We start from the raw sequence: 26,800 nt of genomic DNA, 5'->3' as shown, positions 1-26,800 counted from the left end.
CGTATTGTCATAAAAACTCAACAAACGGATATTAATAAATCTGCAGGCGGTGAGAGTAGCCATCTGCAGATCATTTATAAAGAAGTAAATTTTGATCATGGTAGAAGCGAGAGAACAGCAAAAAAATGCATAATCGAACCAGCGAGAACAAAAACATGCCACAATGCGTGATGGTACTTAAATCCTCTCCATACATAAAATATTGAACCAGCAGTGTATAGTACGCCACCGATAATGAGGAAAATCATTCCTTGTGTGGGTAAGTGTGTAACCAAGGGCTCCCAGGCAAATATAATTAGCCAGCCCATCAAAACATATAGTAATGTCGAGAAGACTAAAAACTTTTTAACAAAAAAACATTTGAAAACCGTACCAGCAATCGCTAGCCCCCAAACAAGACCAAATAAAGTCCATCCTAAGGGTCCTTTAACTGTTATAAATAGAAACGGTGTGAACGTTCCAGCAATAAAAAAGTAAATGGAAGAATGATCGAGAATCTCAAATACATCCTTTGCTTTTCCAGCAGGTAAACTATGTAGCAAAGTTGATGAGAAATATAAAATAACCATCGTTTTACCAAAAAGAACAAAGCTGACAATATGCCAAGCTGTTCCATATAAGGATGAAAAAACAGTTAAAATGACCAGAGCCGCAATACTTAATAGCGCACCAATTCCGTGTACGATCGCGTTGGCGATTTCTTCTCCCTTTGAAAAAATATGTGTTTCCAAGTAGTATTCACCCATTCTTTATCCAAAATCATAATTCTAGTATAAACATATTTTAAGCTGATAAAAAGTCGAAAGCTTTCATTATAAAGAAAAACTTCACCGAACGAGAAGGGGGGAGGGTCTGGTCTAACGGCAGAGAGTTTAAATGCTTGGAGAATATTTGGTGTTATCCATCCTTGAGTCAATGCCAATTTAAGCCGGGGTATTACGTCAGTTGAAGCATTCATCCAACTTGTTTCATAATGGTTACTGAAAGAGAAGCTCGACATTGCTTATTTACTAAACTTGCAGTTTCCATTTAGGTTGACATTTATTGATAAGATGATAACATAACTTTGAAAGCATAATTGAATAAATCCACTAGGGGTGCCTTTAAAAGGCTGAGATTAAAGTGTAATAACTTTAAGACTCTTAGAACCTGATCTGGTTGATACCAGCGTAGGGAAGTGGCGTATATAAATTTAGTTAACATTATAACTATAACTAAATGAATAATGTATACAGTAACCACTTTCTTATAGGAAGTGGTTTTTCGCTTTTCTGGATTTTTTATGCTCGATAAAAAAAAGAGAAGAGGTAGAAATGATGACAACAAAAGAAACGTTTACACAATCGTTAAGGAAAGAAGTACATGATATATGGGAAGCGAATTTTGAACACCCTTTCGTTAAAGGAATTGCTAAGGGAGATTTACCAATTGAGTGTTTCCGCTTTTATGTGTTACAAGATTCTTACTATTTATCACATTTTGCTCGTGTGCAAGCAATCGCTGCTTCTAAAGCAGAGAATTTATATATGACCTCAAGAATGGCCTCGCATGCGCAAGGTACCTATGAAGCTGAACTAGGGTTACATAACAAATTTATGGAGGTATTAAAAGTTTCTGAAGAAGAGTTAAACCAGTTTAGACCCGCTCCTACTGCCTATGCATATACATCCCATTTATATCGTGTAGCAGAGACAGGCACAGTTGGCGAGGTCATCGCTAGTTTGCTTCCGTGTTATTGGATTTATTATGATATTGGGCAGAGCTTTAAAGGGGCAAAACCAAAAGAAGAAATCTATCGTACCTGGATTGATACATACGGTGGAGAATGGTTTGTTAAACTTGTACTGGAACAAATTCATCATCTTGATCGGCTTGCCGAAATTGCATCTGAAACAGAAAAAGAAAAAATGAAAATGGCATTTACCATTAGCTGTCAATATGAATTAGCTTTTTGGGAAATGGCTTATACCCAAGAAAAGTGGCTAAGTGATAAAACATATGCATAAAACTTCATAAATGAAAGCGGGAATAGTGTTAACAGAATAAGGTTAGTTCATACTAACTCAATTCTGTTAACATTATACCCATTATAATCGTTGTAGTATCAGGTTTGTTTATGGAATAAAGACAATTTGCCGTATCGGATTTTCCTAAAAAGAAGTTCGGACTTCAAAAACTACTCATCTAGTCAATAGAAATGACTTCTACTTCTCCACCCTCATAGACATATAAACTTCCTATATATATATAATGACAATAAGCGTATAATGAGAGACGAATGTTAAATTGAGGAAGGCGTTTTAAAAATGAATAAACAACAAAGTAAGTACAGATGGGTTGTATTTGGTGTTTTACTTTTAGCCTATTTATTTATGGTTAGTCAAAGAACAGCACCTGGTTTAATTACTGATCAATTAATGGAAGAATTTCATTTAACTGCAGCAACGATAGGGCTGATAACGAGTATTCAATTTTTTGCTTATGCTGGATTGCAAATTCCCATAGGATTATTCTCTGATAGATTTGGTCCAAATGTATTTCTTGTCGCTGGAACACTGCTAAACGGGCTAGGTACCATCCTGTATAGTTCGGTAGATAATAGTTATATGCTCATCTTTGCTAGGTTATTATGTGGAATTGGCGATGCTACTATATGGGTCAATTTAGTTCTTGTATTGAGCATTTGGTTCAAGCAGCAGGAGTTTTCGATGCTAGTGGGACTTGCCGGAATGACCGGAAGTTTAGGATTCTTATTAGCAACAGTTCCTTTTAGTTCGACCATTTCTCTATTAGGGTGGCGACTTCCATTTTTAATTGTTGGCATTGTAATATTCACCCTTGGTATGGGGCTCTATGTTGTTTTAATAAAATATCCTAAGAAGAAATTTCAAATGGAAGAAGAAAAAAATCAAAAAGAAACAAATGAACCGTTATTAGTCATCATAAGAAGATTACTTGTCAATCGCCAAGCTTGGGCGACATTCCTTTGTCACTTTGGTGTAGTGGGCACATATATCGGCTTTATTGGCTCTTGGGCAGTTCCCTATGGTATGGACATTTACGGTTTATCACGATCAAGTGCAAGTGAAGTAATTATGTACGGCTTATTTGGTGCCATTATCGGAGCACCATTAACAACCTATCTATCTACTTTTTTTGACAGAGTCAAAGCACCGTATGTCATTGTGCAGATGCTGTCGGTTTCTGCTTGGATCACTTTAGTATTGATGGGTGGAGAGCCACCATATTTATTATTCATTCTTTTATTCGTAATCATAGGTTATGCAAATGGTGCCAGTGCTCTAACCTTTACAGTTGTTAGACAGTCCTTTCATATAAAGGAAGTGGGGCTTATTTCCGGTTTCGCTAATACGGGAGGCTTTCTTAGCGCAGTGTTGTTGCCAGCAATTTTTGGAAAAGTATTGGACCATTTTGCTAATTTTGACGTTACAACCGCTTATCAATATGGACTTTATATTCCTTTAAGCTTTGCGATTATTGGGTTAATTGGAGTATTCATGTTATATGAGCCAACAGTATATCGTCAAAAACTTCAAATGAGTCAAATGAAAAAATCGGTTGGTTAACAATCGATTTTTTTATTTAGCTAATAAAAAATGAAGAACAATCATCACTTAAAAGGCAGTCGAGTGGATACCTGATTTGTTCACCATCTATCGTCTTTAGAGAAATGTTACTGAAAGTGTAAAATTGATCTTTTTTTATCAAATATTTCTTCATAACAATTGAAAAAATTGGATATTTGTTGTAAGATAGTTTATATTATTAATCTAATTTTAATAGATAACATATTTGTGAAATATAATAGTTACATATAGTAATAATTAAGAACATTCATACTTTGATGATTGGTTGTGTTGATGATGGCGGGAGAACAGAGAAGAAAAAAACGAAATAAAAAAATGGTTTTTCGGATTAATTTAATGTTTTTTGCAGTATTTATACTCTTTTCGATTCTGATCTTCCGCTTAGGTATTGTTCAAATTGTTTACGGAGAGAATTATAAAAAAGAGATTGAACGGGAAGTGGAGGTGCCAGTAGCAAGCACGGCACCTAGGGGGCAGATCTATGATAGTAAAGGTAGACTGGTTGTAGGGAATAAACCCCAATTAGCCATAAGTTATACTCGCTCCCAATCTACAACACAAGAAGACATGATTCAGACATCAGAGCTTTTAGCGAAGATGATTAAAAAAGACACGGAAGAAGACTTGAAGGCGATTACTGAAAGAGATAAACAAGACTTTTGGATAATAAAGTATCCGAATGAAGCAGCAGAAAAAGTATCGGATAAAGAAAAAGATAAATTGCTAGCAAGTGATATGTCATCAAAAGAAGTAGATGACGAAATATATAAACGAACGCGGGAACGAATAACTGAAGAAGAACTGAATGCTTTTAAGAAGGATGAACTAGAAGTTTTAGCGATATTTCGAGAAATGGCAAGTAGTCGAATGTTGACACCTCATTTTATTAAGAACAAAAATGTCAATGAAGATGAATTTGCTCTTGTTAGTGAGAATCTTCATCTATTACCTGGTATTGATACAACGGTAGACTGGGAACGTTATAATGCTTTGAAAGACGAAGACGGCGAAGTGACATTAAGTTCTGTACTTGGAAATGTTTCAAGTTCAAAAGAGGGCTTACCTAGTGAAATGCTCGAATATTATCAATCTAAAGGTTATAGTCGTAATGATCGTGTCGGCAAGAGTTATTTAGAATTGCAATACGAGTCTGTTTTACAAGGGCAAAAGAAAATCATGAAAAATTACACAGATAAAACAGGTGAAGTAACAAAGCAAGATGTGGTAAGAGAAGGACAAGCAGGAAAAGACCTTGTCTTAACAACTGACATCGAATTCCAACAAGAGGTAGAAAAAATTATTGAAAAGCATGTTCGGAGTCTGAGGGGAAGTAATTACTTTTTAGATCGTGGCTTCGTTTCAGCGATGAACCCACAAACAGGTGAGGTTCTCGCAATGGCTGGCAAACAATTTGTCAAAGATGAAAAAACAGGTGAAACAGAAGTCATGGATTACGCCTTAGGTAATATGACAAGTCAATATTCAATGGGTTCCACTATAAAAGGCGCAACAGTGTTAGCAGGTTACCAAGAAGGGGTAATCTCACCTTGGAGTGTTTTGGTGGATAGACCTTTGTATTTTGACGGAACACAACCTAAACGATCTTGGAATACGGCAGGATTTGGTGCCATTAATGATCTAACGGCCCTTAGGAAATCGTCAAATGTTTATATGTTTTTAATAGCGATGAGAATTGGTGGGCAACAAGAATACATTCCGCGAGGTAAACTTCGTATTGATAAAGATGAAGGTATTAGAAAGTTACGATATAATTTTCACCAGTTCGGTCTTGGGGTGAAAACGGGTATCGACTTACCAGGTGAAGTAACAGGACAATCACCCATTCCTCCTAATGGAGGGAATACGCTTGATTTTGCCATTGGACAATTCGATACTTATAGTCCGCTACAATTGGCACAATATGTATCAACGATAGCAAATGGTGGTTACCGTATGCAACCACAGATTGTGAAGGAAATTCGTGAACCGAATCTCGAGAATAATCAACTTGGTGCGGTTTATCAATCCATTGAGCCAAATGTTTTGAATAAAATTACGATGAAGGATGCATGGATTGAACATGTACAGGATGGGTTTATCCAAGTAGTCAACCATCCGCAGGGAACAGCAAATAGTGGGATTACAAATAAAAAGTACAAGATTGCAGGTAAAACAGGAACAGCCCAAGCTTACTACGGGGGGCCGCTTAAGGTGCAATCAAATCCGGATACTTGGAATTTAACCTTTGTCGGTTACGCGCCGTATGATAACCCTGAAATTGCCATTTCAGTCGTCATTCCATGGTTGTCTTCAGATAAATCCAAGATTAACCTTCATATTGCTGATGAGGTATTTGATGCTTATTTTAAAATGAAGACTAAACAAAAAGACGAAGAAAATGAAGAACTTTAAATAAAAAAGAATAGAGCTTTTGATGTACACCCCGAAAGTCTAACACTCGGGGTGTTTTTTATGGTGAATGATGATGGGGCTATTAAGCAAAAAATTGTTATTCTCTCTCTTGCTAGGGAAGGTGGTTACGCTTCCTTAGCAAAGGTAATTGGAATCCGTAGTAAAACGATTGTAAGATAATGGGTGTGTGCTTTAAAAAGAGAGGGTGGTTCCCTTAGAAGGACTAACAAAACAAGTCATTCTATTCAATTTAAGGTAAATGTCCTACACTAGAAATTTAAACAGGAGAATCTTTTGACACAGTTGGTTTTTAAAATTTGGCATTAGAAATGAAAAAAATAAAGAAAATGAGTGTAAATGCATTCAACTCTTTTAATTTTCCAAAAAACCGGATCTATTTTCCTGATTTTTCTTTATTCTACTTCCGTATAATTACAATAAATATTTAGAAATATTAATAAGAATATTTCTTGAAAAAACTGATTGTATTTTTTTACAAAAATGCTATGATATTAATAGTTTTCTATTCTTTTAAATACATTTTTTAACATCTGTAATACGGAAAACATAATTGAATAATGAAGGTGAATGAATCAATGAAAATTGTTTCTTTTAATGCATTTCGCACGATTGGTATGCCCAATGTGCACTATATAAAGCCAGAACATATGTTTAAGGAAATAGATGCAATAAAGCAAGCAGACATCGTGTTATTTCCTGAAACGTGGCAAGTACCGTCACTTGTGTATGGGTTGAAGAAAAAGATTTTTCCTAGCATAGAAACAATGCAGTTAGGTTTTAGTAAAATTGAAATGACAAGGGCCCTTTGGTCGGTGAGTCCTGAGCATGCTCCCTATACTGAAATCCTTGCTAATACAAGGAGCAATATTGAGTATGTGTTAGATACTTTTCCCTTTCCTTTTGTAGCAAAAGAATCACGAAACTCTATGGGAAAAGGTGTTTTCCTTATCCAATCGAGAGAAGACTTTCTAACGTATTGTGAGAAAGTGGACGCTTTATATATCCAAGAATATTTACCGAATGATGGCAAAGATTTACGTATATGTGTGGTTGGGAATGAAGTACTGGGCGCCTACTGGAGAGTGGGACTAGAAGGAGAGTTTCTTCATAATATTGCACAAGGTGGAGAACTATGTGCCGATTTTATTCCACAAGAAGCAATCGACCTTGTTTTAGATATCGCCGGTCAATTAGGTATTAATCATGCAGGGTTTGATGTCATGGTAAGCGAAGGGAAATACTATATTATCGAATTTAATGTGTTATTTGGGAATCAAGGGTTAAATAAACTAGGAAAATCAGTGGAACAAACGATTTATCAATATTTATTATCACAATTTCTACCACCATTTCCAACATCGCCAACACCAGGAAATAAAGTTGTTTCTTAATGGTAAAAGCCTAATTCCTTTCAGAGGAAACTAGGCTTTTACTTATTTATACATTGCGTATTTTTCTTTTTGTACCATATTAATTAAGAGGTCGAGTTCCTCGCTTATTTGAATAGTGAACGGGTCTGATAGTCCAAAAATATCCCCGATAATTAAAAGCATTTCTCTTGTATCTTTTATTTGACTCTCTATGTCTATAGAAGTTACCTGCATCTGTCATTACCTCGAATTCAAAATATCATAACTAATTATATTATCACATATTTTTACATATTATACAATCAATAGTTATCTCTTTAAGTTATAACAGAGCTGCAGTTTTTATAGCCTGAATCAAAATGCTATAAATCTAGTAAAAGGATAAATTGTGTCATGCCCAGAATTTTGCTTTCGTTTTAGCAACGAGATGAAAAAGAAGAAAAAGAGAGAAATTAAAAAAATCATTGAAGAGCATCAGATAGTTATGGAGAGCGATAAATAGTTGATTCATAAATGGCACAAACAAAAACGATTTTTTAGGAGTTTTTGTTTGTGCTTATTCACTGGGTACAACGAATGATTATAAATCTTGTAAAGCTTTTTCGAATATCTCCAAGGTTCTATTAATTTCTAAATCAGTGTGTGCTGTAGATAGACTGAAACGATTCATTGGTTTTGTATATAAACCATTAATTAATAATAATAGATCTAATCTTTTTCGTAAGGCAAAATTCGCTTCCTGTAAGTCGCGATAATTCCATATTTCTTTATCAGTAAATACGATGTTAAAAATGGACCCGAGTCCAATGGTTTGCATCGTTAATCCTTTTCTCTCAAAAAGACTTGTTAGTTCTTGTTTTAAACGATGCGTTCTAGCTATTACAGTAGAGATTTCATTTTGTAATACGTCAATGGTTGCCATACCTGCTGCAAGGATTGAAGGGTGACCATTATATGTCCCGCTATGGAAAAGAACATCTTTGGCACTGGAGTTCTTACCTGTACTATGGTCAAAAACATCCGAGAAGGCAGAAGGAGCACAACACATCATTATCTCTTCTTTGCCTCCAACCATACCAACAGGAAAACCCCCTCCAACTACTTTACCTAAGGTTGTTAAATCAGGTGAAATATGATAAATGGATTGTGCACCACCAAGCCCCAATCTAAAGCCGGTTTTTACTTCATCAAAGATTAAAACAATACCTAAGTCTTCCGTTATTTTTCTCAATCCAGTCATAAATTCTTGTGTAGCAGGGATAAAGCCACTTTGAGCAGGTTCTAAAATCACTGCTGCTACCTCATCTTTATGTTTTGTCAAAATTTCTGCTGTTGCTTCTAAATTATTAAAAGGTAAAACAATCGTATGTGTTTCGTGATAGGGATCAACACCTTTAGATTCAATTAAAGCATTTGGTTCCGAAGCTGGACCTGCTTGATCTACTTTTGGATTGACACTAATAAGCATTTGATCATATCCGCCGTGGTAATGACCTTCAAACTTAGCAATCTTATATTTACCAGTGTAAGCATAGGCTAATCTTATTGATAATAAAGTGGCTTCAGTACCTGAGTTTGTATATCTAAGTTTTTCCATCGAAGGATAAAGTGCTTGTAATTTTTTTGCCATTTCTAGTTCAAGTTGATGAGGCGTCCCGAATAAATGTGTACCATTCACTTGCATTTGGTCAGCTAATGCTTTTTGCACTTTTGGGTGACCATGACCGAGCATTAAAGAGCCATAAGATAATAAGTAATCGATGTATTCATTGCCATCAATATCGAATAAGTAAGCGCCACTACCTCTTTGCATAACAATCGGGTATGGATCAAAGTATTTAATATTTGCTGTCACACCGCCTGGCATATAGCTTTGGGCATCTAAAAAGAATTGATATGATTTACTCGTTTTTGCTTTTAATTGTTCGTGTACATCATCTAATGAACTTGTTTTCACTGTATTTTCCACCTCTATAATGAAATGTATATTTCATATTTATTAATATAAGAAATATATAGAACATCATACGCTGAAAAAACCTATTTGTGAAGTATTAATTTCATTTTTAATTAAAATGAAATAAATAATTCATTGATGGTTATACAAATTATCAATTTTTAAGCTTTTCACGTATAATAAAAAGGATGAGAAAGAAATCTGTTAATTTTGAAGAAAAGGTATGACTTACAAAATGGAGAATATCGAAAAGTTAATTGCGGATCAATATCCAATAATGAGTAAATCTCAAAAGAAAATTGCTACATACATGCTTGATCATAAAAATGAAATTCCATTCTTAACTGTCGCTAAACTAGCCAAATCTACGAAAGTTAGTGAAGCTACTGTTGTTAGATTTGCCGTTTTTCTTGGATTTACTGGTTACTCTGATCTACAGCAATACATGCAAAGCTCTATACAAAAACAACTCACTACAACAGAGAGATTGAGAATGTCATCAGATGTGTATGAACACGAAAGAGAAGGGGTTGTCTCTCTGTTCCAGGATGATATGGCTAACATCCAATTGACGATGGAAAAGTTAGATGAACAACAATTTATGAGAGCAGCACAATATATATTAGAGGGAAGAAGAATATACATCAGTGCCAATCGCAGTGCTCGGTCATTAGGTGTATTTCTGCAATATTATTTAAATATTATCCTTGGACATAGTGAATTAATAGGTGCTGCTGACACTGTATCAGAACAGTTATTTAAGTTGGATGAGCATGATGTAGTGATTGGTATCAGCTTTGCTCGTTATTCAATGAATACAATTGAACAAGTGCAATATGCAAACGAACATGGAGCAAAAGTGATTGCAATTACTGATCATCTAACGTCACCATTAGTGCCATATGCAGACGTAGTATTAACTGCTTCTAGCAAGCTTCCGACGTTTATCGACTCCTTTACCGCACCACTTAGCTTAATTAATGCTTTAATTGTTTATTTAGGGAAAGAGCGGACAGATGTTGTAGAAGAAAGGTTAGACAAGTTAGAAGACTTATGGGAGCGGTTTGATATATTTTATAGAAAGAAATAGGAGGAGTAGTCAATGGATTTAAAAATAAAAGGTAAAGTAGCTTTAGTATTAGCTTCCAGTCAAGGTTTAGGAAAGGCGATTGCCCTTGAATTAGCCAAGGAAGGCGCCAAAGTAATGATTTCTAGTAGAGATGAAAGTAAACTACAAGTCGTACAACAAGAGCTAAAATCAAGTGGTTTCATGGAAGTGGAGTACCAAGTGTGTGATATTACAAAACAGGAAGATATTGAAGAACTTGTTCAAAAGACAAAAGCTACATATGGAACCGTTGATATCCTTATCAATAATGCTGGAGGACCCCCTGGTGGCGGATTTGAGGATTTATCGGATGAAGATTGGTATCGTTCGTTCGAATTAAATTTACTTAGTTACGTACGAACAATCCGAAGTGTATTGCCTGAAATGAAGAAACATGGTGGGAAAATCATTAATATTGCTTCCACATCTATTAAACAACCAATTCCAGGTTTATTATTATCTAATACATTTCGCTTAGGAATTGTCGGTTTGACTAAAACGCTTGCTGATGAATTGGCTCCGCATCAAATATTAATCAATACGGTTGCACCAGGTAGAATAGCAACAGATCGTATTGACTATCTTGATCAATTAACGGCCAATAGAAAGGGGATGACGAAAGAAGAAGTGCAAAAAGCATCAGTACAATCGATCCCGTTAGGTCGTTATGGTACGCCGGAAGAATTTGCTCAATTTGTCACTTTCCTATGTTCAGATATTAATACTTACGTAACGGGTTCTTCCATTTTAATAGATGGCGGAATGGTGCGTTCTTTATAAATATTAACTATTGACTGGGAAAAAAGAGGATATTAAAATAGTATTAGCACTCTACAAGATAGAGTGCTAATTTAGTCTTTGAAAATTTCATGATAAAGGAGAGACTGTGAAGATGGCAGAAAAAATGCAATTCCAAGCTGAATCGAAACGATTGCTTGATATGATGGTACATTCTATTTATTCACAAAAAGAAGTGTTTTTACGTGAATTAATTTCTAATGCAAGTGATGCAATTGATAAAATCTATTATAAGGCGTTGACTGACGACCAACTTGTTTTCGAACAAGACGATTATTACATAAAGGTGATTCCTAATAAGGAAACACGCACATTAACCATTATTGATACTGGTATCGGAATGACAAAAGAAGAACTAGAAAATAATCTAGGTGTCATTGCTAAAAGTGGGTCCCTTGCTTTTAAATCAGAAAATGAAGCAAAAGATGGTCATGATATTATTGGGCAGTTCGGTGTCGGATTTTATGCAGCATTTATGGTAGCAGACGAGGTAAAAGTATTGTCCAAAGCTTTGCATAGTGACCAAGCTTATCTTTGGGAATCTCAAGGGGCCGATGGATATACTATTGTGGAAACAACGAAAGATCAAGTAGGTACAACCATCACACTTAAATTAAAAGAAAATGAAGAAGAAGAGAACTTTGATGATTTCCTTGATGAATATCAATTAAAATCAATTATTAAGAAATATTCTGATTTCATTCGTTATCCAATCAAAATGGATGTCACAACGAGTAAACCGAAAGAAGATAATGACAAAGAATTTGAAGAGATCATAGAAGAACAAACCATTAATAGCATGGTTCCAATTTGGCGTAAGAACAAAAATGAATTAACGGATGAAGATTATCAAAACTTCTATCAAGAGAAACGGTATGGGTTTGATCAGCCATTAAAGCATGTGCATGTAAGTGTCGATGGATCCATTCGATATAATGCCATTCTTTTTATCCCAGAAAATCGTCCTTTTGATTATTACTCTCAAGAGTATCAAAAAGGGTTAGAGTTATATTCAAATGGCGTGTTAATTATGGAGAAATGCCCAGACTTATTACCTGATCATTTCAGCTTTGTTAAAGGGATGGTTGATTCTGAAGATTTATCCTTAAATATTTCAAGAGAAATTCTCCAGCATGATCGTCAATTAAAATTGATTGCCAAAAATATTAATAAGAAAATTAAAAGCGAGTTAAAAACATTATTGAAAAATGAACGTGAACAATATGAGAAGTTCTATGAATCATTCGGTCGCCAAATCAAGTTTGGTGTGTACAATGAGTTTGGTACACATAAGGATTTATTAAAAGATTTACTATTGTTCCATTCGTCCAAAGAGAAAAAACTAGTAACATTAGATGAATATATAAGCAGAATGCCAGAAGAGCAAAAATATATTTATTATGCTACAGGTGATTCAATTGATCGTATTGACAAGCTACCACAAACAGAAATCGTAGCCGATAAAGGATATGAAATTCTTTATTTTACAGAGGACATTGATGAATTTGCAATTAAAATGCTTGTTAACTATGAAGAAAAAGAGTTTAAGTCAGTATCTAGTGGAGATTTAGGAATTGATGCGGAAGACAAAGAAGAAGACAATGAAGATGAAGTAAAAGAAAATAAAGAAATATTAACGAAAATGTCTGAAATACTTACTGGTAAAGTAAAAGAGGTCCGTGCATCCAAACGACTAAAATCTCATCCTGTTTGTTTATCAGCTGATGGTGAAGTAACCATTGAAATGGAAAAAGTATTAAGTATGATGCCAGATAATCAAAATGTCAAAGCTGATAAAGTACTTGAACTGAATATCCACCATTCTGTTTTCAATAGTATCCAAGCTGCATTTAATAATAATGATGATGAAAAATTAGCTTTATACACCAATTTACTTTATAACCAAGCATTACTGATTGAAGGCTTATCTGTGGAAGACCCGGTAGCGTTCACAAATGATATTTGTAAGGTAATGCAATAATCTACTTTGAAATAGTTTTTTCAACATGAGGCCCGATCGATTGTTCGGGTCTATTTTAATTTACGCTGTTTTCGTAATGAATGACAACTCTGTTTGAGAATAACATCATCGTGGTTAAGGAAGCATTTCGATTTGTAAGGAGGGGTAAATGTACGTTCAAAAGAAAAATGAGTGCTTGTTAAAGCTATTAGAAATGACTTGTTTCCAGCAGAAGTTGATACGTTTATTATACGTTAAAATCGTTTTCCTAATGGAATGGGTTGTGTTTATTGTGGAAATACATCAGCGATATGTAACGGAAAGTACAAGATGTTAATTTTACATTTAGGAGGGATATAGATGATTTTTGAAATGACTACTCAAGTTAGAGTTGCCAATATTGAAGAAGGGCAAAAGTGGTATGAAGCACTGCTTAATAAGAAGGCTGATTTTACTCCACATGAGGGGTTTGCTGAGTGGGAACTTATTCCTGGATGTTGGTTGCAAGTCGCAGAAGGAACTCTTTCCGAGGGTAACGGACCTTTGCGTTTAGGAGTAACTAATATTGAGGCTGAAAGAGAGAGACTTATAGAAGTTTTAAAGATAGATAGGTTTGAAACACATTCAAGACCTGATGTACCAGTGAAATGGGGAACTTTCACAGACCCATGGGGAAATCGACTTGGATTTTTCGAATATTTAGATAAGGGAGAAGAGCAAGAGCGTATTAAAACGATCAAAGAACAATAAAAGTTTGAAATAGTCTGGTAAGAAAGGGAACTACGAGAGAGGTTCCCTTTCATTTATGTAAAAAACAACAAAGGTCACGAAAACAGTGTTAATTTAAAGAAGATTAATAATTAAGAAATAGGTATATACCTAAGAAACACAAGAAGTCTGTAAACAATCATCTTTGAAAAACAATTGCTTTGTAATGAGCTCACTACTGTTTTCGTTTGTCCGTGCATAAAAAATAAATAGAATTAACTTTATAGTGAATTGCAAAATCCTTTCCACTCGTATCCTCTTAAAAAACATCTCCAGGGTCTTTTAAAGGCTCTCCCTCATAATTCTGAGTATAGAGACCTACATTCATATTTAAAGTTTATTATTCTATTTCTTACAAGATCTTAAAACAAGCATTAGTCAATTATTATTTGTGAGACATAATAAATTGCTTATGTTTGCCATTTCAGAATGTAAAAGAACACTAATATTTACAGGGTATGTAAGGATAAATAACATTCAAAAATTAGAAAGAAAAAACTATTTGGAACAAGTATTAAGTGAAGCGCTTACAAAACTTTGCTTTTTACATTTTGACAAGCAAGACTAGTGAACTATTTTACGAATTGTATAATGATTAATCGATTAGAACACAGTAAAATGATTATAAGATTCTAACAATTCAGTTTAATTAATGTTAGAAAAACTAACATTCAAAGATGCTATCTTTTAAGGAGGTTACTCTATAGTGAAAAGCGACCGAAAAGAGACATTAGCAACACTAAAGCGGAACTTTGAAGAAGTAGAACCACCTTTTTCTAAGCATGATGCACTGGATGAGGCCAATCGATGTTTGTATTGTTATGATGCTCCTTGTATTCAAGCGTGTCCAACGGGAATTGATATCCCTAGTTTTATTAAAAAAATTGCCACAGATAATTTATTTGGATCTGCAAAAACAATTATGTCTGCTAATCCTGTAGGAGCTAGTTGTGCGCGCGTTTGTCCGACAGAAGAACTTTGTGAAGGCGCATGTGTACTCAATCATTCTACTAAACCTATTTTAATAGGAAATTTACAACGGTATGCAACGGACTGGGCAATTAAGAATGAAGCTACCCTGTTTCATGCTGGAAAGCCAAATGGAAAGAAAGTAGCGATTATAGGAAGTGGGCCTGCCGGTTTATCAGCAGCCAGAGAATTAGCAAGAATGGGTTATAAAGTGACGATTTACGAAGCAGAAAGTGAAGCGGGAGGATTAAATACTTACGGAATCGTCTCATTTAGATTACCCCAGAAAATATCTTTTTGGGAAGTAGAACAAGTAAAAAAATTGAATGTAGACATTGTTACAAATACGAGAGTAGGGGTAGATATCTCTGCTAAAGAAATTCTGGAACAGAATGATGCTGTTGTTTTAGCCATTGGTATGTCATCTGTACCAGAATTAGGCATTCTTGGTGAAGATTTAAATGGCGTTCATGATGCGATTGAATTTGTAAAAGAAACAAAGACAGCACCTATTCATGATGACTTATACAAAAAAAAGGTAGCAGTAATCGGGGCTGGTAATACAGCTATCGATGCTGCAACTTGTTCAGTTAGATTAGGAGCGGATAATGTCAAAATTTTATATAGAAGAACGCTGGCTGAGATGACAGCTTATGATTTTGAATATGAATTTGCAAAGCAGGATGGTGTCGAATTTCGCTGGTTAACAGCTCCGGTTGAAATTTTAGGAGATGAGCAAGGGAAAGTTACAGGTATTAAATGTGTCAAAATGACTTTATCGGAACCTGGTGAAGATGGAAGGAGACGTCCTGTACCCTTAACTGATTCTGAATTTACGATTGAAGTAGATGCAGTGATTAAAGCGATCGGACAAAGTCGTTATATTGATTTAATTGAACAATTTGAAATTAGTCACGATGGTGGTGTTGTGACAATAGATAGTGAAACCTTTCAAACATCTAACAGTAAAGTATTTGCCTGTGGAGATTGTATATTTGGTAAAGGACAAGGTGAAGCAATGGTTGTGTCTGCTGCACAACAAGGAAAAGCGAGTGCCATAAGCATCCACCGCTCTCTATTAAAAGAAACGATAGAAACTGCTTAAATATCTTGGAGGTGAAATAATGGCAGATTTAAGTACAAATATAGCTGGAATTAAATCCCCAAATCCATTTTGGTTAGCTTCAGCTCCGCCAACCAATTCAGGTTATCAAGTACAGCGTGCCTTTGAAGCTGGGTGGGGAGGTGCAGTTTGGAAAACATTAGGTGACCCTATTTTAAATGTTTCTTCGCGTTTTGCAGCAGTGAGTTTTAATGGTCAAAAAGTAGCAGGGTTTAATAATATTGAATTAATTACTGATCGACCGTTGGAAGTAAACCTGAAAGAAATCTATGAAACAAAAAAGAAATATCCTAATCATGCAATCATTGCTTCGTTGATGGTCGAACCGAAACAAGAAAAATGGCATGAAATTGTCAAAAAGGTGGAAGAAGTGGGTGTCGATGGACTTGAATTAAATTTCGGTTGTCCGCATGGGATGGCTGAAAGAGGAATGGGAGCAGCCTCAGGTCAAGTACCAGCACTTGTTGAGCAACAAACCTATTGGGTAAAAGAAGTAGCGAAGACACCGGTAATCGTGAAACTTACACCAAATATCACCGATATAACTGCAACAGCTGAGGCTGCGGTTAATGGTGGTGCAGATGCAATTAGTATGATTAACACGATTAATAGTTTAGCAGGTGTAGATATTGAAACGTGGAATACCATTCCGCATGTTGGAGGGAAGGGTGCCCACGGTGGCTATTGCGGACCTGCAGTGAAACCAATTGCTCTAAATATGGTTGGAGAATGTGCACGTAATAGTAGAATTGGTGTGCCAATCTCAGGAATTGGTGGTATATCTAATTGGCAAGATGCTGTGGAGTTTATGCTCATGGGTTCAACAAGCGTACAAGTTTGTACAGCGGCCATGCATCATGGCTTCCGCATCGTAGAAGATATGATTGATGGGCTGAATTATTATTTAGATCGTAAAGGGATCGCTTCGGTAAATGAAATCATCGGTAAGTCTGTACCCAAATATTCTGATTGGGGCGATTTAGATCTAAACTATCAAATTGTCGCACACATTAATAATGATGTTTGTATCAATTGTAATAAATGCCATATTGCCTGTGAAGATACCTCCCATCAATGTATTGATATGCTGACCGGAACTGATGGTAAGCCTTATCTCCAAGTTCGCGAAGAAGATTGCGTCGGTTGTAATTTATGTTCGATTGTTTGTCCTGTAGATGGAGCAATCGATATGGTCGAAAAACGAAATGAACTACCACCGATGACTTGGAATGAAAGGCAAGAAGCCATTGCAAATATAAGCTATGTTGCAAATAGTACAGCGAAGTAAAAGAGTGAGAAAGGGTGGTTACTTATGAAAAAACTCATAAAAAATGGAGTAATTGTTACAGCAACAGATACTTACAAAGCAGATATACTAATTGAAGATGAAACAATTATGCAAATCGGAGAGAATCTTCAAGAGAGTGGTGCGGAAGTCGTTGATGCAAAAGGACATTATGTCTTCCCTGGTGCGATTGACCCCCATACTCACTTAGACATGCCTTTTGGTGGAACGGTCACTAAAGATGATTTTGAAACGGGTACAAAAGCTGCCGCATTTGGTGGAACAACTACGATTGTTGATTTTTGTTTAACGACAAAAGGGAAATCACTCAGTAGCGCCGTTGAAACTTGGCATCAAAAATCAAAAAATAAAGCGGTCATTGACTATGGTTTTCACTTGCAAATTGTTGAGAGCAGTGACGCTGTATTAGCAGAGATACCGAAAATGGTTGAGGAAGAAGGCATAACTTCATTAAAAGTATTTATGGCTTATAAAAATCAATTCCAAGCAGATGATGAGACACTATATAAAACTTTACTTGCCGCTAAAGAACTTGGGGCACTTGTCATGGTGCATGCTGAAAATGGTGATGTAATTGATTATTTAGTAAAGGACGCATTAGCAAAAGGAAATACAGACCCTATTTATCATGCTTTAACTCGTCCCCCTGAAGCAGAGGCAGAAGCAACAGGAAGAGCTGCAACACTTACCGGACTTGCTGGATCCCAATTATATGTCGTGCATGTTTCGTGTGCAGATGCGGCTAAAAAAATTGCTGAAGCTAGAAGTCAAGGTATCGATATCTGGGGTGAAACCTGTCCGCAATATTTGGTCTTGGATCAAACCTATTTGGAGAAACCAGATTTTGAAGGAGCTAAATATGTTTGGTCACCGCCATTAAGAGAAAAATGGAATCAAGATCATTTATGGAATGCGTTAAAGACAGGACAATTACAAACACTCGGATCTGATCAATGTTCTTTTGATTTTGTTGGCCAGAAAGACTTAGGAAAAGGTGATTTTTCTAAGATTCCAAATGGTGGTCCATTAATTGAAGACCGCGTAAGTATTTTATTTTCAGAAGGTGTGAAAAAAGGGAGAATATCACTTAATCAATTTGTAGAGATTACGTCAACCCGTGCAGCTAAATTATTTGGATTATATCCGAAAAAGGGTACGATAGCTGTTGGCGCTGATGCTGATCTTGTTATCTATGATGGCAATGTCGAACGGACGTTGTCGGCGAAAACGCATCATATGGCAGTTGACTACAATCCTTTTGAAGGCATGAAAATTACAGGAGAGCCTATTTCAGTGTTATCTAGGGGTAACTTTATCATCAAAGATAAACAATTTGTAGGTGAAGCAGGTCAGGGTAATTTTATTAAGCGTGCTAAATATGGAGAAACGTTAGAAAAACGACCAACAATGATTTAACTTTTATTGCGCCCTGCTGAAATGATTTCAGCAGGGTATCCAACTTCAAGAACTTTACTAAATGTGTTGTTCATATTAAGGGGGTGTCCATATTGGAGAAGAAAGATAATTATTTAAAATCACCGGACCTATTGCCAATTGGTTATAAGGAAAGGAAAATTGGTACCTTTGGTTTTGCAGTTATTTGGATTGGTATGGCGATTGTGCTAGCCGCATTTGCTATTGGTGGTGGTGGAATTGTTCATTTATCGCTTCCTATGGTTCTGTTAGCAACCATTATCGGCTCAGTGGTCATTGGGATATTGATGTCCTTAATTGGTGATATTGGTGTGGAACATGGACTTTCTTTTCCTGTATACATGCGGGCGCCGTTTGGAACAATTGGCACACATATTCCTTCAGTTGTTAGGGGGATAACTGCTTCATGTTGGTTTGGCATAAACACTTACTTTGGTGCTTCCGCTATTAACGGGATACTTAATCTTCTTTTTGGCTTTGATCAGTGGTTCGTATGCTTTATTCTTTTTGCTGCTGCACAATTAATCAATACAGCATTAGGAATTAAATCGATTGAACGGTTTGCTGATTTAGCTGCCCCTATTATTATTATAATCTCATGTTGGATGTATATTACATTATCAGATAATGCAACAAGCCAAGGTAAAGATGTCTGGACTTGGGTGGAAAGTCCTGCGACAGGTATAACTGCTTTTACAGCTTTCATGGTTGTAATTATGGCAAATATGGGCTTTTGGGCTACACTTGCAGCAGATATGCCAAGCTTATCAAGATTCTTTAAAGCCCCTAGAAATGAGAGGAATTGGTTTAAACGCAATAAATCTCAGTTAATTGGTAATATCATCGTGATGCCAATTGTGAATACATTCATGATTGCGATTGGCGCTGTATCATATATGGCAGTTAGCACATCAGATCCAATTGTGGCATTACAAGAATCAGCTAGTGGTTTTATTTTAGGGATTCTTCTATTAATGATTGTTTTAGCACAGTGGTCTACAAATACTTCGGCCAACATTATACCAGCAGCAACTGTTTTCTCTAATGTAGGCGGGCCGAAAGTACCTTTTTGGGTAGGGGTCATTTTTGCAGGAATTATTGGTACTCTTGCGCAGCCATGGAGCTTGTTTGATGTGCTTAATCAAGCGTTATTAGTCATTGGGGGAATCCTAACATCTATCGTTGGTATATTATTTGCTGATTATTATTTATTAAGAAAGAGAAGAGTGAATGTGCCAGCATTATATGAGAATGAAGGGCAATTCAAATATTTTGCAGGTTTTAATGGCGCTGGACTAATTGCTTGGATTGTCGGGGGGATATGTGCCAATCTATTGTCTACCTACTCTTCCATTGTAGGTTTTGTCGTTGGAGCTGTTCTCTATTATGTTTTAGCGAAGTACTGGTGGTTTAAAAAATACAAGCAAAGCGAAATGAATGATCCTAGTGATGAGAAATATCTGGGAATTACAGTCGGAAGAGATTGGGTTTTATCTATTGATGAACAGGAAATAGTAAATACTAAAGTCAAAGAAAAAGTCCAATAAAGGAGATGGTCAAATGTCTGAGCATATTGAATATATGAAAGAAAAAACAAGCATTGATGTCCTGTTAAATAACGGTTATACAATTAAAAGCATTACAGAGAATTTAAGTGGTGCCTTTGTGGAGTTTGAGAGAATTACAGGTTCAACGATTTACTCTGAAACGTTACACATATTAACAGCTGATGCACGCAAGTATTTTTCTGTCCATTTAATTAATCGTAAATAAGTTGTTGAAGGAGATGACATTTTGGAGAAACAAAAAGTAAGGATTAATAGTGAGAGATTAACAGAAACGATTGAACATTTCGCGAATTTTGGTAGGACAGAGAATAATGGTGTAACAAGGTTAGCTCTATCAGAAGAAGATCGCTTAGCACGAGAATATTTTAAAACCTGCTGTGAAGCACTGAAAATGGAAGTGAAAATTGATGATATGGGTAATATGTATGCTCTTTTACCAGGTTTAGAAGAGCGTCCACCGGTGGTCATCGGTTCCCACCTTGATTCAGTAAAATGCGGAGGTCGTTTCGACGGTGTTTTAGGGGTAATTACAGGTTTAGAAATTGTGAGAACACTTGTTGACAATAATATTACACCTAAGATTCCTATTATGTTAGTTAATTTTACGAATGAAGAAGGTGCTAGATTTGAACCTTCAATGATGTCCTCCGGAGTTTTAAGTGGAAAGTTTGATAGTGAAAAGATGTTGAACAAAAAAGATGCTGATGGCAAGGTCTTTAAAGAAGAGTTGGCGAAGATCGGTTTCAATGGCTCTGAGGCCAATAGATTAAAAGAAGCGCATGCCTTTTTAGAGCTACATATTGAACAAGGACCGGTTCTTCAGCATGAAGAGTTGAAGATTGGTGTAGTTGACTGTGTAGTAGGGATGGTCTGTTATGAAATTAAAATCGTAGGTGACTCTAATCATGCGGGCACGACGCCTATGCATTTACGAAAAGATGCACTATTTACAACCAATAACTTTATTCAAGATATTAGAAATGAATTAAGTAGTTTACCAGATGACCTCGTATTTACTATGGGAAGACTAGATGTTTCTCCTAATGTTCATACGGTTATTCCAAATGAAGTGATTTTTACGATTGAAGCAAGGCATAAGGAACCTGAAGTAACAGCAATTGTAGAAGAAAAAATAAAAAAAGTACAAGAAACCGTAAATAGTGAAGGATGTTCTGTATTCATTGAAAAACTCTGGGATCGCTCGACCGTCCATTTTGATAATGAAATGGTTCAATTACTAGAAAATGTGACAAAAGAACAGAGATTACCATATAAAAAAATGGCTAGTGGTGCAGGGCATGATGCTCAGTTTATCGCAAGTATGATTCCTACTGCTATGTTATTTGTACCTAGTATAAATGGAAAAAGCCATAGTGAAGATGAATTTACTCCATATGACGATTGTGCAGCAGGTGTCAATGTAATGTTAGAGGCTGTATTGGAACTTGTAAAATAAATGAATGAACAAAGAAACGAACTTAACAGTGACATTCACTTAGAGTTCGTTTCTTTTTTATCTGGAATTTATTAGAAAATAAAGGTTTTTTAAAAGAAAAATGAATGAATTCCCAAAAAGCCACCTGTATTTTTTACTATAGATATTTAAATAACTTTTCCTACATTTATAAAATTTTTTGGTTCAATCGATCGTCATTCAATCCTTAATTTTCCATTCCAAACCATTCGATTCGATAAAAAACCATTCGATTTCATAGAAATAGGATTTTTTTCCTCCTTGACGAATATTAGGAATCTGTACTATTGTTAATATTGTGATGTGATAATGAGAATCATTATCATTAAAAGTGTAATTTTTTTCTAACCATGTAAGAAAGAAATGAACGCTTTCTTTTTTTATTTTAATTGAGAATGATTATCTGTTGAGAAAGGGTGTTAAGATGCTTAAAGGAAAAGTTGCAGTCATCTCAGGTGCAGCAAAAGGAATGGGTGCCGCTTTAGTCAAGCGTCTCTGTTCTGAAGGTTGCCAAGTGGTTGGCTTAGATATCGAAGCAGAAAAACTAAACCAATTATCGGAAGAGTTATCAAACTGGGATCATACATTTGAAGGCTACATCTGTGATGTATCAAATAAAGCACATGTAACAGATACGATACAACTAGTAATAGAAAAATATAAAACGATTGATATTCTTGTCAATGTTGCTGGTGTGATCTCAGTAAACCCGATTCAATCTATGACAATGGATGAATGGGAACATACTTTTTCCATTAATACAAATGGGGTATTTTATCTATCCCATGAGGTGAGTAAAGTGATGATTACCAAGCAATCTGGGGCAATTGTTACAGTTAGTTCAAACGCAGCATCTGTACCGAGAACATCTATGTCAGCGTATTGTGCATCAAAAGCTGCTTCTCTCATGTTTACAAGATGTTTAGGGTTAGAGCTTGCAAAATACAATATACGTTGCAATATTGTCTCACCAGGTGCCACTGACACAGATATGCAAAGAGACTTCTGGAAGGACGGTGCTATTGAGCAAGGAATTAAGGGTGTTCAAGAAGAATATCGCGTAGGTATTCCATTACAAAGAATAGCCACTCCGGAAAATATTGTTGATTCGATTCTTTACCTCGTTTCAGATCAGGCAAGTCATATCACTATGAATAATATTGTGATAGATGGTGGAGCGAGCTTAGGTGCACAATGACGAAAAAAGAGGTGGATATTAATGGCGATATTACAAGAAAAAAGCGTCAATAAAATGGCGGATTTATATAATAATGGCGATAGTTTCCTTGGTTTTCCCACGAAACATATTTTAGCAAAGGGAAAGGAAGTTAAATTACATACGGAAGAACAGGAAGGAAAATCCTTTAGCGAACGAGTGGATTTACTTTGGCAGAAGTGTCCCCGGACATATGGACATCATGATCTGATGATAGCTGCTTTTCCTTTGGATCAAAAGGATGTAGCAACCTTATATATCCCTAAAGAAGTAATGTTGGAGAAACCGTTAACTAGTACAAGATATCAAGAAGGAAATAGACTCCCGTTACCTAATAAGGTGAATTTTCATCCACAACCACAGGAATATATGATGATGGTCGAAAAGGCTGTAGCAAGAATAAAAAATGCAGAGCTTAAAAAGGTTGTTTTAGGCCGTTTAATGCAAATTGAGTTTAGTAAAGACGTGAATATTCGTTATGTTTTACAGAATTTATTAGCAGATAATGAAGATAAATTTAATTTTGCGGTTCATTTATCAGATGAAAAAAGTACGTTGATAGGATCTAGCCCGGAATTGCTGATTAAAAAAGAGGGAGGAAAAGTGATTACCAATCCTTTAGCAGGTTCAAGGCCGAGGATGGCAAACGAAGAGGATGATAAAAAAATGGCCCAAGAATTAAGTTGCTCTGAAAAAGATTTATATGAACATCGCCTTGTCGTTGAAGCGATTGAAAGAAATCTTAAACCATATTGTCGAACACTAACTGTTCCCGCTCGACCTTCTGTTATTTCTACAAAAACGATGTGGCATCTTTCAACAAAAATAGAAGGGGAGTTGTATGACGAAAGCGTTTCATCTGTTCAATTAGCCGAGAGTATTCATCCGACACCAGCTATTTGTGGGACACCAGCAGTTAATGCTTTTCAATTGTTGAATGAACTCGAGCCATATAATCGTCATTATTTTACAGGGATGATTGGTTATAGTAAAAGAAACGGTGATGGAGAGTGGGCGATTTCAATTAGATGTGCAGAACTGAGTCAACGAAAAATGAAGTTATTTGCTGGAGCAGGAATTGTTGCTCAATCAGTACCACAAGAAGAATGTGATGAAACGGCCGCAAAATTAAAAACGATGTTAAGTGCATTAGGTATTGAATAATTCATAAAGGAGAGTTGTAAATGTTACAAGGATATACACCGTGGCCAGATGAAGTGGCAACAAAATATCGCTCAAATGGTTGCTGGACTGGTGAAACTTTTGGGGAAGTATTAGAAAGAATGGCAACATTCACACCGACATCCATTGCGCTCATTGAAGGAAATCGTAAAGTCACGTATGAAGAGTTAGATGATAGAGCCAATCGCTTAGCCCATGGATTCATACATCTTGGGATAAAAAAGCAAGATCGAGTAGTATTGCAACTCACCAATACCATTACCTTTTTTGAAGTTTGTTTTGCGTTATTCCGTATTGGGGCTCTCCCTATTTTCTCTTTGCCATTGCATCGACAAACAGAAATTACTTACTTTTGCGAACATACAAAAGCCGTTGCTTATGTGATACCTGATGTTTTTGATAGACATGATTATGTGAAGATGGCCAGAGAAGTGAAAGGAAAAGTTAATACATTACAACATATTATTGTCGCAGGAGATGAGCAGGAGTTTTTAAACGTTGAAGCACTAATGTCTGAAGAGTCTGTGGATCTACCAAATATTACGGGTAGCGATTTAGCATTTTTCCAATTATCTGGTGGAAGTACTGGGTTGCCTAAGTTAATTCCGAGAACACATGATGAGTATTTATATAGTGTTCGCAAAAGTGTAGAAATCTGTGAATTAAGTGAAAGGACGAAATATCTTGCTGTATTACCAGTAGCACATAACTTCACGATGAGTTCACCTGGTGTTTTTGGTGTCTTATATGCTGGTGGGTGCATCATTTTAAGTCCCGACCCTAGTCCAGATACGGCATTTCCACTAATCGAAAAAGAAAAAATCAACTTTACTTCACTCGTTCCTCCGCTCGCAATTATTTGGATTGAGGCAAAGAAGACAAGAGATTATGATCTTACTAGCTTAGAGGTGATTCAAGTAGGTGGGGCAAAATGTAGTGCCGAAGTAGCGAAAAAGGTGGGACCTAGTTTTGGCTGTTCACTACAACAAGTTTTTGGCATGGCTGAGGGCTTGGTTAATTATACGAGATTAAATGATGCAGATGAGAAAAACGTTTATACACAAGGGAGACCAATGTCTGAATTTGATGAGATTCGTATTGTAGATGAAGAGGATCAGTCTGTTGCCATTGGTGATACGGGCCATTTACAAGTAAGAGGTCCTTACACGATAATTGCCTATTACAATGCAGAGACTCATAACGAAAAAGCATTTACTCATGATGGCTTTTATCGGACAGGAGATATTGTTAAACAAACGGAAGATGGTTATTTAATCGTAGAAGGAAGAGATAAGGACCAAATTAATCGTGGTGGAGAAAAGATTGCTGCTGAAGAGGTTGAGAATTATTTGCTCTCACATGAAGATGTATTAGATGCAGCAATTGTCAGTATGCCAGATGCATTCCTTGGTGAAAGATCTTGTGCATTTATTATCTCGCAAAACGCACAGTTGACAGGTCAAGCTTTGAAGTCGTTTCTACAATTAAAAGGAATTGCCGCATTTAAGATACCTGACCGTTTTGAATTTGTACATGAGTTTCCACAAACACCACTTGGAAAAGTAAGTAAAAAAAGCTTGAGAGAAATCATCCAAGACAAATTAGCTACTAAAATATAAAAGGAGAGATTCCCTATGTCAATACCAAAAATCAAAACCTATCCATTACCTGAGGCAAATAGTTTACCAAAAAATAAAGTAGATTGGCAGCTTGATAATAAGCGCGCAGTACTGCTTATTCATGATATGCAAAATTATTTTATCAACTATTATGAGAATGGTTCTCAATTGATTGAGGGAGTGATTGAAAAGATTGCTCGTGTAAAAGCCTATTGCCAAAGTCAAAATATCCCGATTGTCTATACGGCACAACCAGGTAATCAAAAAGATGAAGATCGTGCCTTATTGACCGATTTTTGGGGGCCAGGACTAACGGAAGATGAAGCACAAACAGGTATTGTACCTGAGTTGGCACCAACAGACAATGATACGATTCAAACAAAATGGAGATATAGTGCTTTTAAGAAATCAAATTTACTTGATCGTATGAAGGAAGATGGTCGTGATCAACTTATTATATGTGGTGTGTACGCACATATAGGTTGTTTAGCTACGGCAATGGAAGCATTTATGTATGATATCCAACCATTTCTAATTGCCGATGCGGTAGCTGATTTCTCTTATGAGGAACATGTACAGGCATTAAATTATACAGCAACTAGATGTGGGAAGGTTTTATTAACAGAAGCACTACTTCATGATTTATCAGAAAAAAACGCATCTAATCGTACGCACAGTGAAATAAAGGCAAAAGTAGCAGAGATACTAGATATCTCCCCTAGTGAAATCAAGGATGATGATGACTTAGTGAGCTTAGGATTAGACTCCATTAGGATGATGACGTTAGTAGAAGAATGGCGAGCTGAAGGAGCAGATGTAAACTTTATGAAAATGGCATCAAATCCAACCCTACAAGCTTGGTATGAAATGTTTCCACAAACAGACGAAGTCTATTCTTAAAAGGAGG

At 36.0% G+C, this 26,800-nt stretch carries 22 protein-coding genes and 1 riboswitch; of the genes, 19 read left to right on the top strand and 3 right to left on the bottom strand.

The window, feature by feature from the left end; translation table 11 throughout:
* Nucleotides 1–95 precede the first annotated feature (95 nt).
* Nucleotides 96–731 carry a PAQR family membrane homeostasis protein TrhA gene (trhA, locus tag LCM23_RS19350; RefSeq protein WP_224938398.1) on the bottom strand — a complete coding sequence of 212 codons (636 nt, stop codon included), beginning with the start codon at nt 729–731 and terminating at the stop codon, nt 96–98.
* 352 nt (nt 732–1,083) lie between these two features.
* Nucleotides 1,084–1,193, top strand: a riboswitch (TPP riboswitch).
* 123 nt (nt 1,194–1,316) lie between these two features.
* Between trhA and tenA the strand changes: the two genes are divergently transcribed.
* The 4 genes from tenA (at nt 1,317) to LCM23_RS19330 (ending at nt 7,432) form a co-directional block, all read left to right on the top strand.
* Nucleotides 1,317–2,006, top strand: a complete 690-nt coding sequence (gene tenA, locus LCM23_RS19345; RefSeq protein ID WP_095373668.1) for a thiaminase II — start codon at nt 1,317–1,319, stop codon at nt 2,004–2,006.
* A 300-nt stretch (nt 2,007–2,306) separates the two neighbouring features.
* On the top strand, nt 2,307–3,587 hold the full coding sequence (locus tag LCM23_RS19340) for an MFS transporter (RefSeq protein WP_224938397.1): 1,281 nt from the start codon (nt 2,307–2,309) through the stop codon (nt 3,585–3,587).
* 297 nt (nt 3,588–3,884) lie between these two features.
* Nucleotides 3,885–6,020, top strand: coding sequence for a peptidoglycan D,D-transpeptidase FtsI family protein (locus LCM23_RS19335; protein WP_224938396.1), 2,136 nt, complete (start codon nt 3,885–3,887; stop codon nt 6,018–6,020).
* Nucleotides 6,021–6,616: 596 nt separating this feature from the next.
* The gene (locus tag LCM23_RS19330; RefSeq protein ID WP_224938395.1) at nt 6,617–7,432 is read left to right on the top strand and encodes an ATP-grasp domain-containing protein; all 816 of its coding nucleotides are present in this window, start codon (nt 6,617–6,619) and stop codon (nt 7,430–7,432) included.
* A gap of 42 nt (nt 7,433–7,474) precedes the next feature.
* Here the strand turns inward: LCM23_RS19330 and LCM23_RS19325 are convergent, their stop codons facing one another.
* Complete coding sequence (locus LCM23_RS19325; RefSeq protein ID WP_224938394.1) at nt 7,475–7,645, bottom strand: aspartyl-phosphate phosphatase Spo0E family protein; 171 nt, start codon at nt 7,643–7,645, stop codon at nt 7,475–7,477.
* Nucleotides 7,646–7,991: 346 nt separating this feature from the next.
* On the bottom strand, nt 7,992–9,368 hold the full coding sequence (locus tag LCM23_RS19320) for an aspartate aminotransferase family protein (RefSeq protein WP_224938393.1): 1,377 nt from the start codon (nt 9,366–9,368) through the stop codon (nt 7,992–7,994).
* Nucleotides 9,369–9,591: 223 nt separating this feature from the next.
* Here LCM23_RS19320 and LCM23_RS19315 point away from each other — a divergent pair, with 223 nt between their 5' ends.
* The 15 genes from LCM23_RS19315 (at nt 9,592) to LCM23_RS19245 (ending at nt 26,793) form a co-directional block, all read left to right on the top strand.
* A complete protein-coding gene (locus tag LCM23_RS19315; protein ID WP_224938392.1) occupies nt 9,592–10,458 on the top strand; it encodes a MurR/RpiR family transcriptional regulator in 867 nt (288 codons plus the stop codon).
* A 12-nt stretch (nt 10,459–10,470) separates the two neighbouring features.
* Nucleotides 10,471–11,256 carry an SDR family oxidoreductase gene (locus LCM23_RS19310; protein WP_224938391.1) on the top strand — a complete coding sequence of 262 codons (786 nt, stop codon included), beginning with the start codon at nt 10,471–10,473 and terminating at the stop codon, nt 11,254–11,256.
* Nucleotides 11,257–11,368: 112 nt separating this feature from the next.
* The gene (gene htpG, locus LCM23_RS19305) at nt 11,369–13,255 is read left to right on the top strand and encodes a molecular chaperone HtpG (RefSeq protein ID WP_224938390.1); all 1,887 of its coding nucleotides are present in this window, start codon (nt 11,369–11,371) and stop codon (nt 13,253–13,255) included.
* 148 nt (nt 13,256–13,403) lie between these two features.
* A complete protein-coding gene (locus LCM23_RS19300) occupies nt 13,404–13,571 on the top strand; it encodes a hypothetical protein (protein WP_224938389.1) in 168 nt (55 codons plus the stop codon).
* 23 nt (nt 13,572–13,594) lie between these two features.
* Nucleotides 13,595–13,984 carry a VOC family protein gene (locus LCM23_RS19295; RefSeq protein ID WP_224938388.1) on the top strand — a complete coding sequence of 130 codons (390 nt, stop codon included), beginning with the start codon at nt 13,595–13,597 and terminating at the stop codon, nt 13,982–13,984.
* A gap of 724 nt (nt 13,985–14,708) precedes the next feature.
* Nucleotides 14,709–16,076, top strand: a complete 1,368-nt coding sequence (locus LCM23_RS19290; RefSeq protein WP_224938387.1) for an NAD(P)-dependent oxidoreductase — start codon at nt 14,709–14,711, stop codon at nt 16,074–16,076.
* Between the two features lie 19 nt (nt 16,077–16,095).
* Nucleotides 16,096–17,382 (top strand): NAD-dependent dihydropyrimidine dehydrogenase subunit PreA, encoded by a 1,287-nt coding sequence (preA, locus tag LCM23_RS19285; protein ID WP_224938386.1) that lies wholly within the window; start codon nt 16,096–16,098, stop codon nt 17,380–17,382.
* 24 nt (nt 17,383–17,406) lie between these two features.
* Nucleotides 17,407–18,816, top strand: a complete 1,410-nt coding sequence (gene hydA / locus LCM23_RS19280) for a dihydropyrimidinase (RefSeq protein ID WP_224938385.1) — start codon at nt 17,407–17,409, stop codon at nt 18,814–18,816.
* A gap of 92 nt (nt 18,817–18,908) precedes the next feature.
* Nucleotides 18,909–20,381 carry an NCS1 family transporter gene (locus LCM23_RS19275; RefSeq protein ID WP_224938384.1) on the top strand — a complete coding sequence of 491 codons (1,473 nt, stop codon included), beginning with the start codon at nt 18,909–18,911 and terminating at the stop codon, nt 20,379–20,381.
* 13 nt (nt 20,382–20,394) lie between these two features.
* Nucleotides 20,395–20,607, top strand: a complete 213-nt coding sequence (locus LCM23_RS19270) for a hypothetical protein (RefSeq protein WP_095373056.1) — start codon at nt 20,395–20,397, stop codon at nt 20,605–20,607.
* A gap of 21 nt (nt 20,608–20,628) precedes the next feature.
* Nucleotides 20,629–21,858, top strand: a complete 1,230-nt coding sequence (locus tag LCM23_RS19265) for a Zn-dependent hydrolase (protein ID WP_224938383.1) — start codon at nt 20,629–20,631, stop codon at nt 21,856–21,858.
* Nucleotides 21,859–22,300: 442 nt separating this feature from the next.
* Complete coding sequence (locus tag LCM23_RS19260; protein ID WP_224938382.1) at nt 22,301–23,074, top strand: 2,3-dihydro-2,3-dihydroxybenzoate dehydrogenase; 774 nt, start codon at nt 22,301–22,303, stop codon at nt 23,072–23,074.
* A 21-nt stretch (nt 23,075–23,095) separates the two neighbouring features.
* The gene (locus tag LCM23_RS19255) at nt 23,096–24,256 is read left to right on the top strand and encodes an isochorismate synthase (protein ID WP_224938381.1); all 1,161 of its coding nucleotides are present in this window, start codon (nt 23,096–23,098) and stop codon (nt 24,254–24,256) included.
* A gap of 20 nt (nt 24,257–24,276) precedes the next feature.
* Complete coding sequence (locus tag LCM23_RS19250) at nt 24,277–25,893, top strand: (2,3-dihydroxybenzoyl)adenylate synthase (protein ID WP_224938380.1); 1,617 nt, start codon at nt 24,277–24,279, stop codon at nt 25,891–25,893.
* A 15-nt stretch (nt 25,894–25,908) separates the two neighbouring features.
* Complete coding sequence (locus tag LCM23_RS19245; protein WP_224938379.1) at nt 25,909–26,793, top strand: isochorismatase; 885 nt, start codon at nt 25,909–25,911, stop codon at nt 26,791–26,793.
* The last annotated feature ends 7 nt before the right edge of the window (nt 26,794–26,800 follow it).

Source organism: Cytobacillus kochii, assembly GCF_020171845.1.
GTDB lineage: Bacteria > Bacillota > Bacilli > Bacillales > Cytobacillaceae > Cytobacillus > Cytobacillus kochii.
This window is presented reverse-complemented; position numbering and strand designations above follow the sequence as displayed.

Excerpts from the sequence above, each read along its gene's own strand:
- tenA (WP_095373668.1), top strand. The coding sequence starts at position 1,317 with ATGACAACAAAAGAAACGTTTACACAATCGTTAAGGAAAGAAGTACAT.
- LCM23_RS19340 (WP_224938397.1), top strand. The coding sequence starts at position 2,307 with ATGAATAAACAACAAAGTAAGTACAGATGGGTTGTATTTGGTGTTTTA.
- LCM23_RS19335 (WP_224938396.1), top strand. The coding sequence starts at position 3,885 with ATGGCGGGAGAACAGAGAAGAAAAAAACGAAATAAAAAAATGGTTTTT.
- LCM23_RS19330 (WP_224938395.1), top strand. The coding sequence starts at position 6,617 with ATGAAAATTGTTTCTTTTAATGCATTTCGCACGATTGGTATGCCCAAT.
- LCM23_RS19325 (WP_224938394.1), bottom strand. The coding sequence starts at position 7,645 with ATGCAGGTAACTTCTATAGACATAGAGAGTCAAATAAAAGATACAAGA.
- LCM23_RS19315 (WP_224938392.1), top strand. The coding sequence starts at position 9,592 with ATGACTTACAAAATGGAGAATATCGAAAAGTTAATTGCGGATCAATAT.
- LCM23_RS19310 (WP_224938391.1), top strand. The coding sequence starts at position 10,471 with ATGGATTTAAAAATAAAAGGTAAAGTAGCTTTAGTATTAGCTTCCAGT.
- htpG (WP_224938390.1), top strand. The coding sequence starts at position 11,369 with ATGGCAGAAAAAATGCAATTCCAAGCTGAATCGAAACGATTGCTTGAT.
- LCM23_RS19300 (WP_224938389.1), top strand. The coding sequence starts at position 13,404 with ATGTACGTTCAAAAGAAAAATGAGTGCTTGTTAAAGCTATTAGAAATG.
- LCM23_RS19295 (WP_224938388.1), top strand. The coding sequence starts at position 13,595 with ATGATTTTTGAAATGACTACTCAAGTTAGAGTTGCCAATATTGAAGAA.
- preA (WP_224938386.1), top strand. The coding sequence starts at position 16,096 with ATGGCAGATTTAAGTACAAATATAGCTGGAATTAAATCCCCAAATCCA.
- hydA (WP_224938385.1), top strand. The coding sequence starts at position 17,407 with ATGAAAAAACTCATAAAAAATGGAGTAATTGTTACAGCAACAGATACT.
- LCM23_RS19270 (WP_095373056.1), top strand. The coding sequence starts at position 20,395 with ATGTCTGAGCATATTGAATATATGAAAGAAAAAACAAGCATTGATGTC.
- LCM23_RS19260 (WP_224938382.1), top strand. The coding sequence starts at position 22,301 with ATGCTTAAAGGAAAAGTTGCAGTCATCTCAGGTGCAGCAAAAGGAATG.
- LCM23_RS19255 (WP_224938381.1), top strand. The coding sequence starts at position 23,096 with ATGGCGATATTACAAGAAAAAAGCGTCAATAAAATGGCGGATTTATAT.
- LCM23_RS19250 (WP_224938380.1), top strand. The coding sequence starts at position 24,277 with ATGTTACAAGGATATACACCGTGGCCAGATGAAGTGGCAACAAAATAT.
- LCM23_RS19245 (WP_224938379.1), top strand. The coding sequence starts at position 25,909 with ATGTCAATACCAAAAATCAAAACCTATCCATTACCTGAGGCAAATAGT.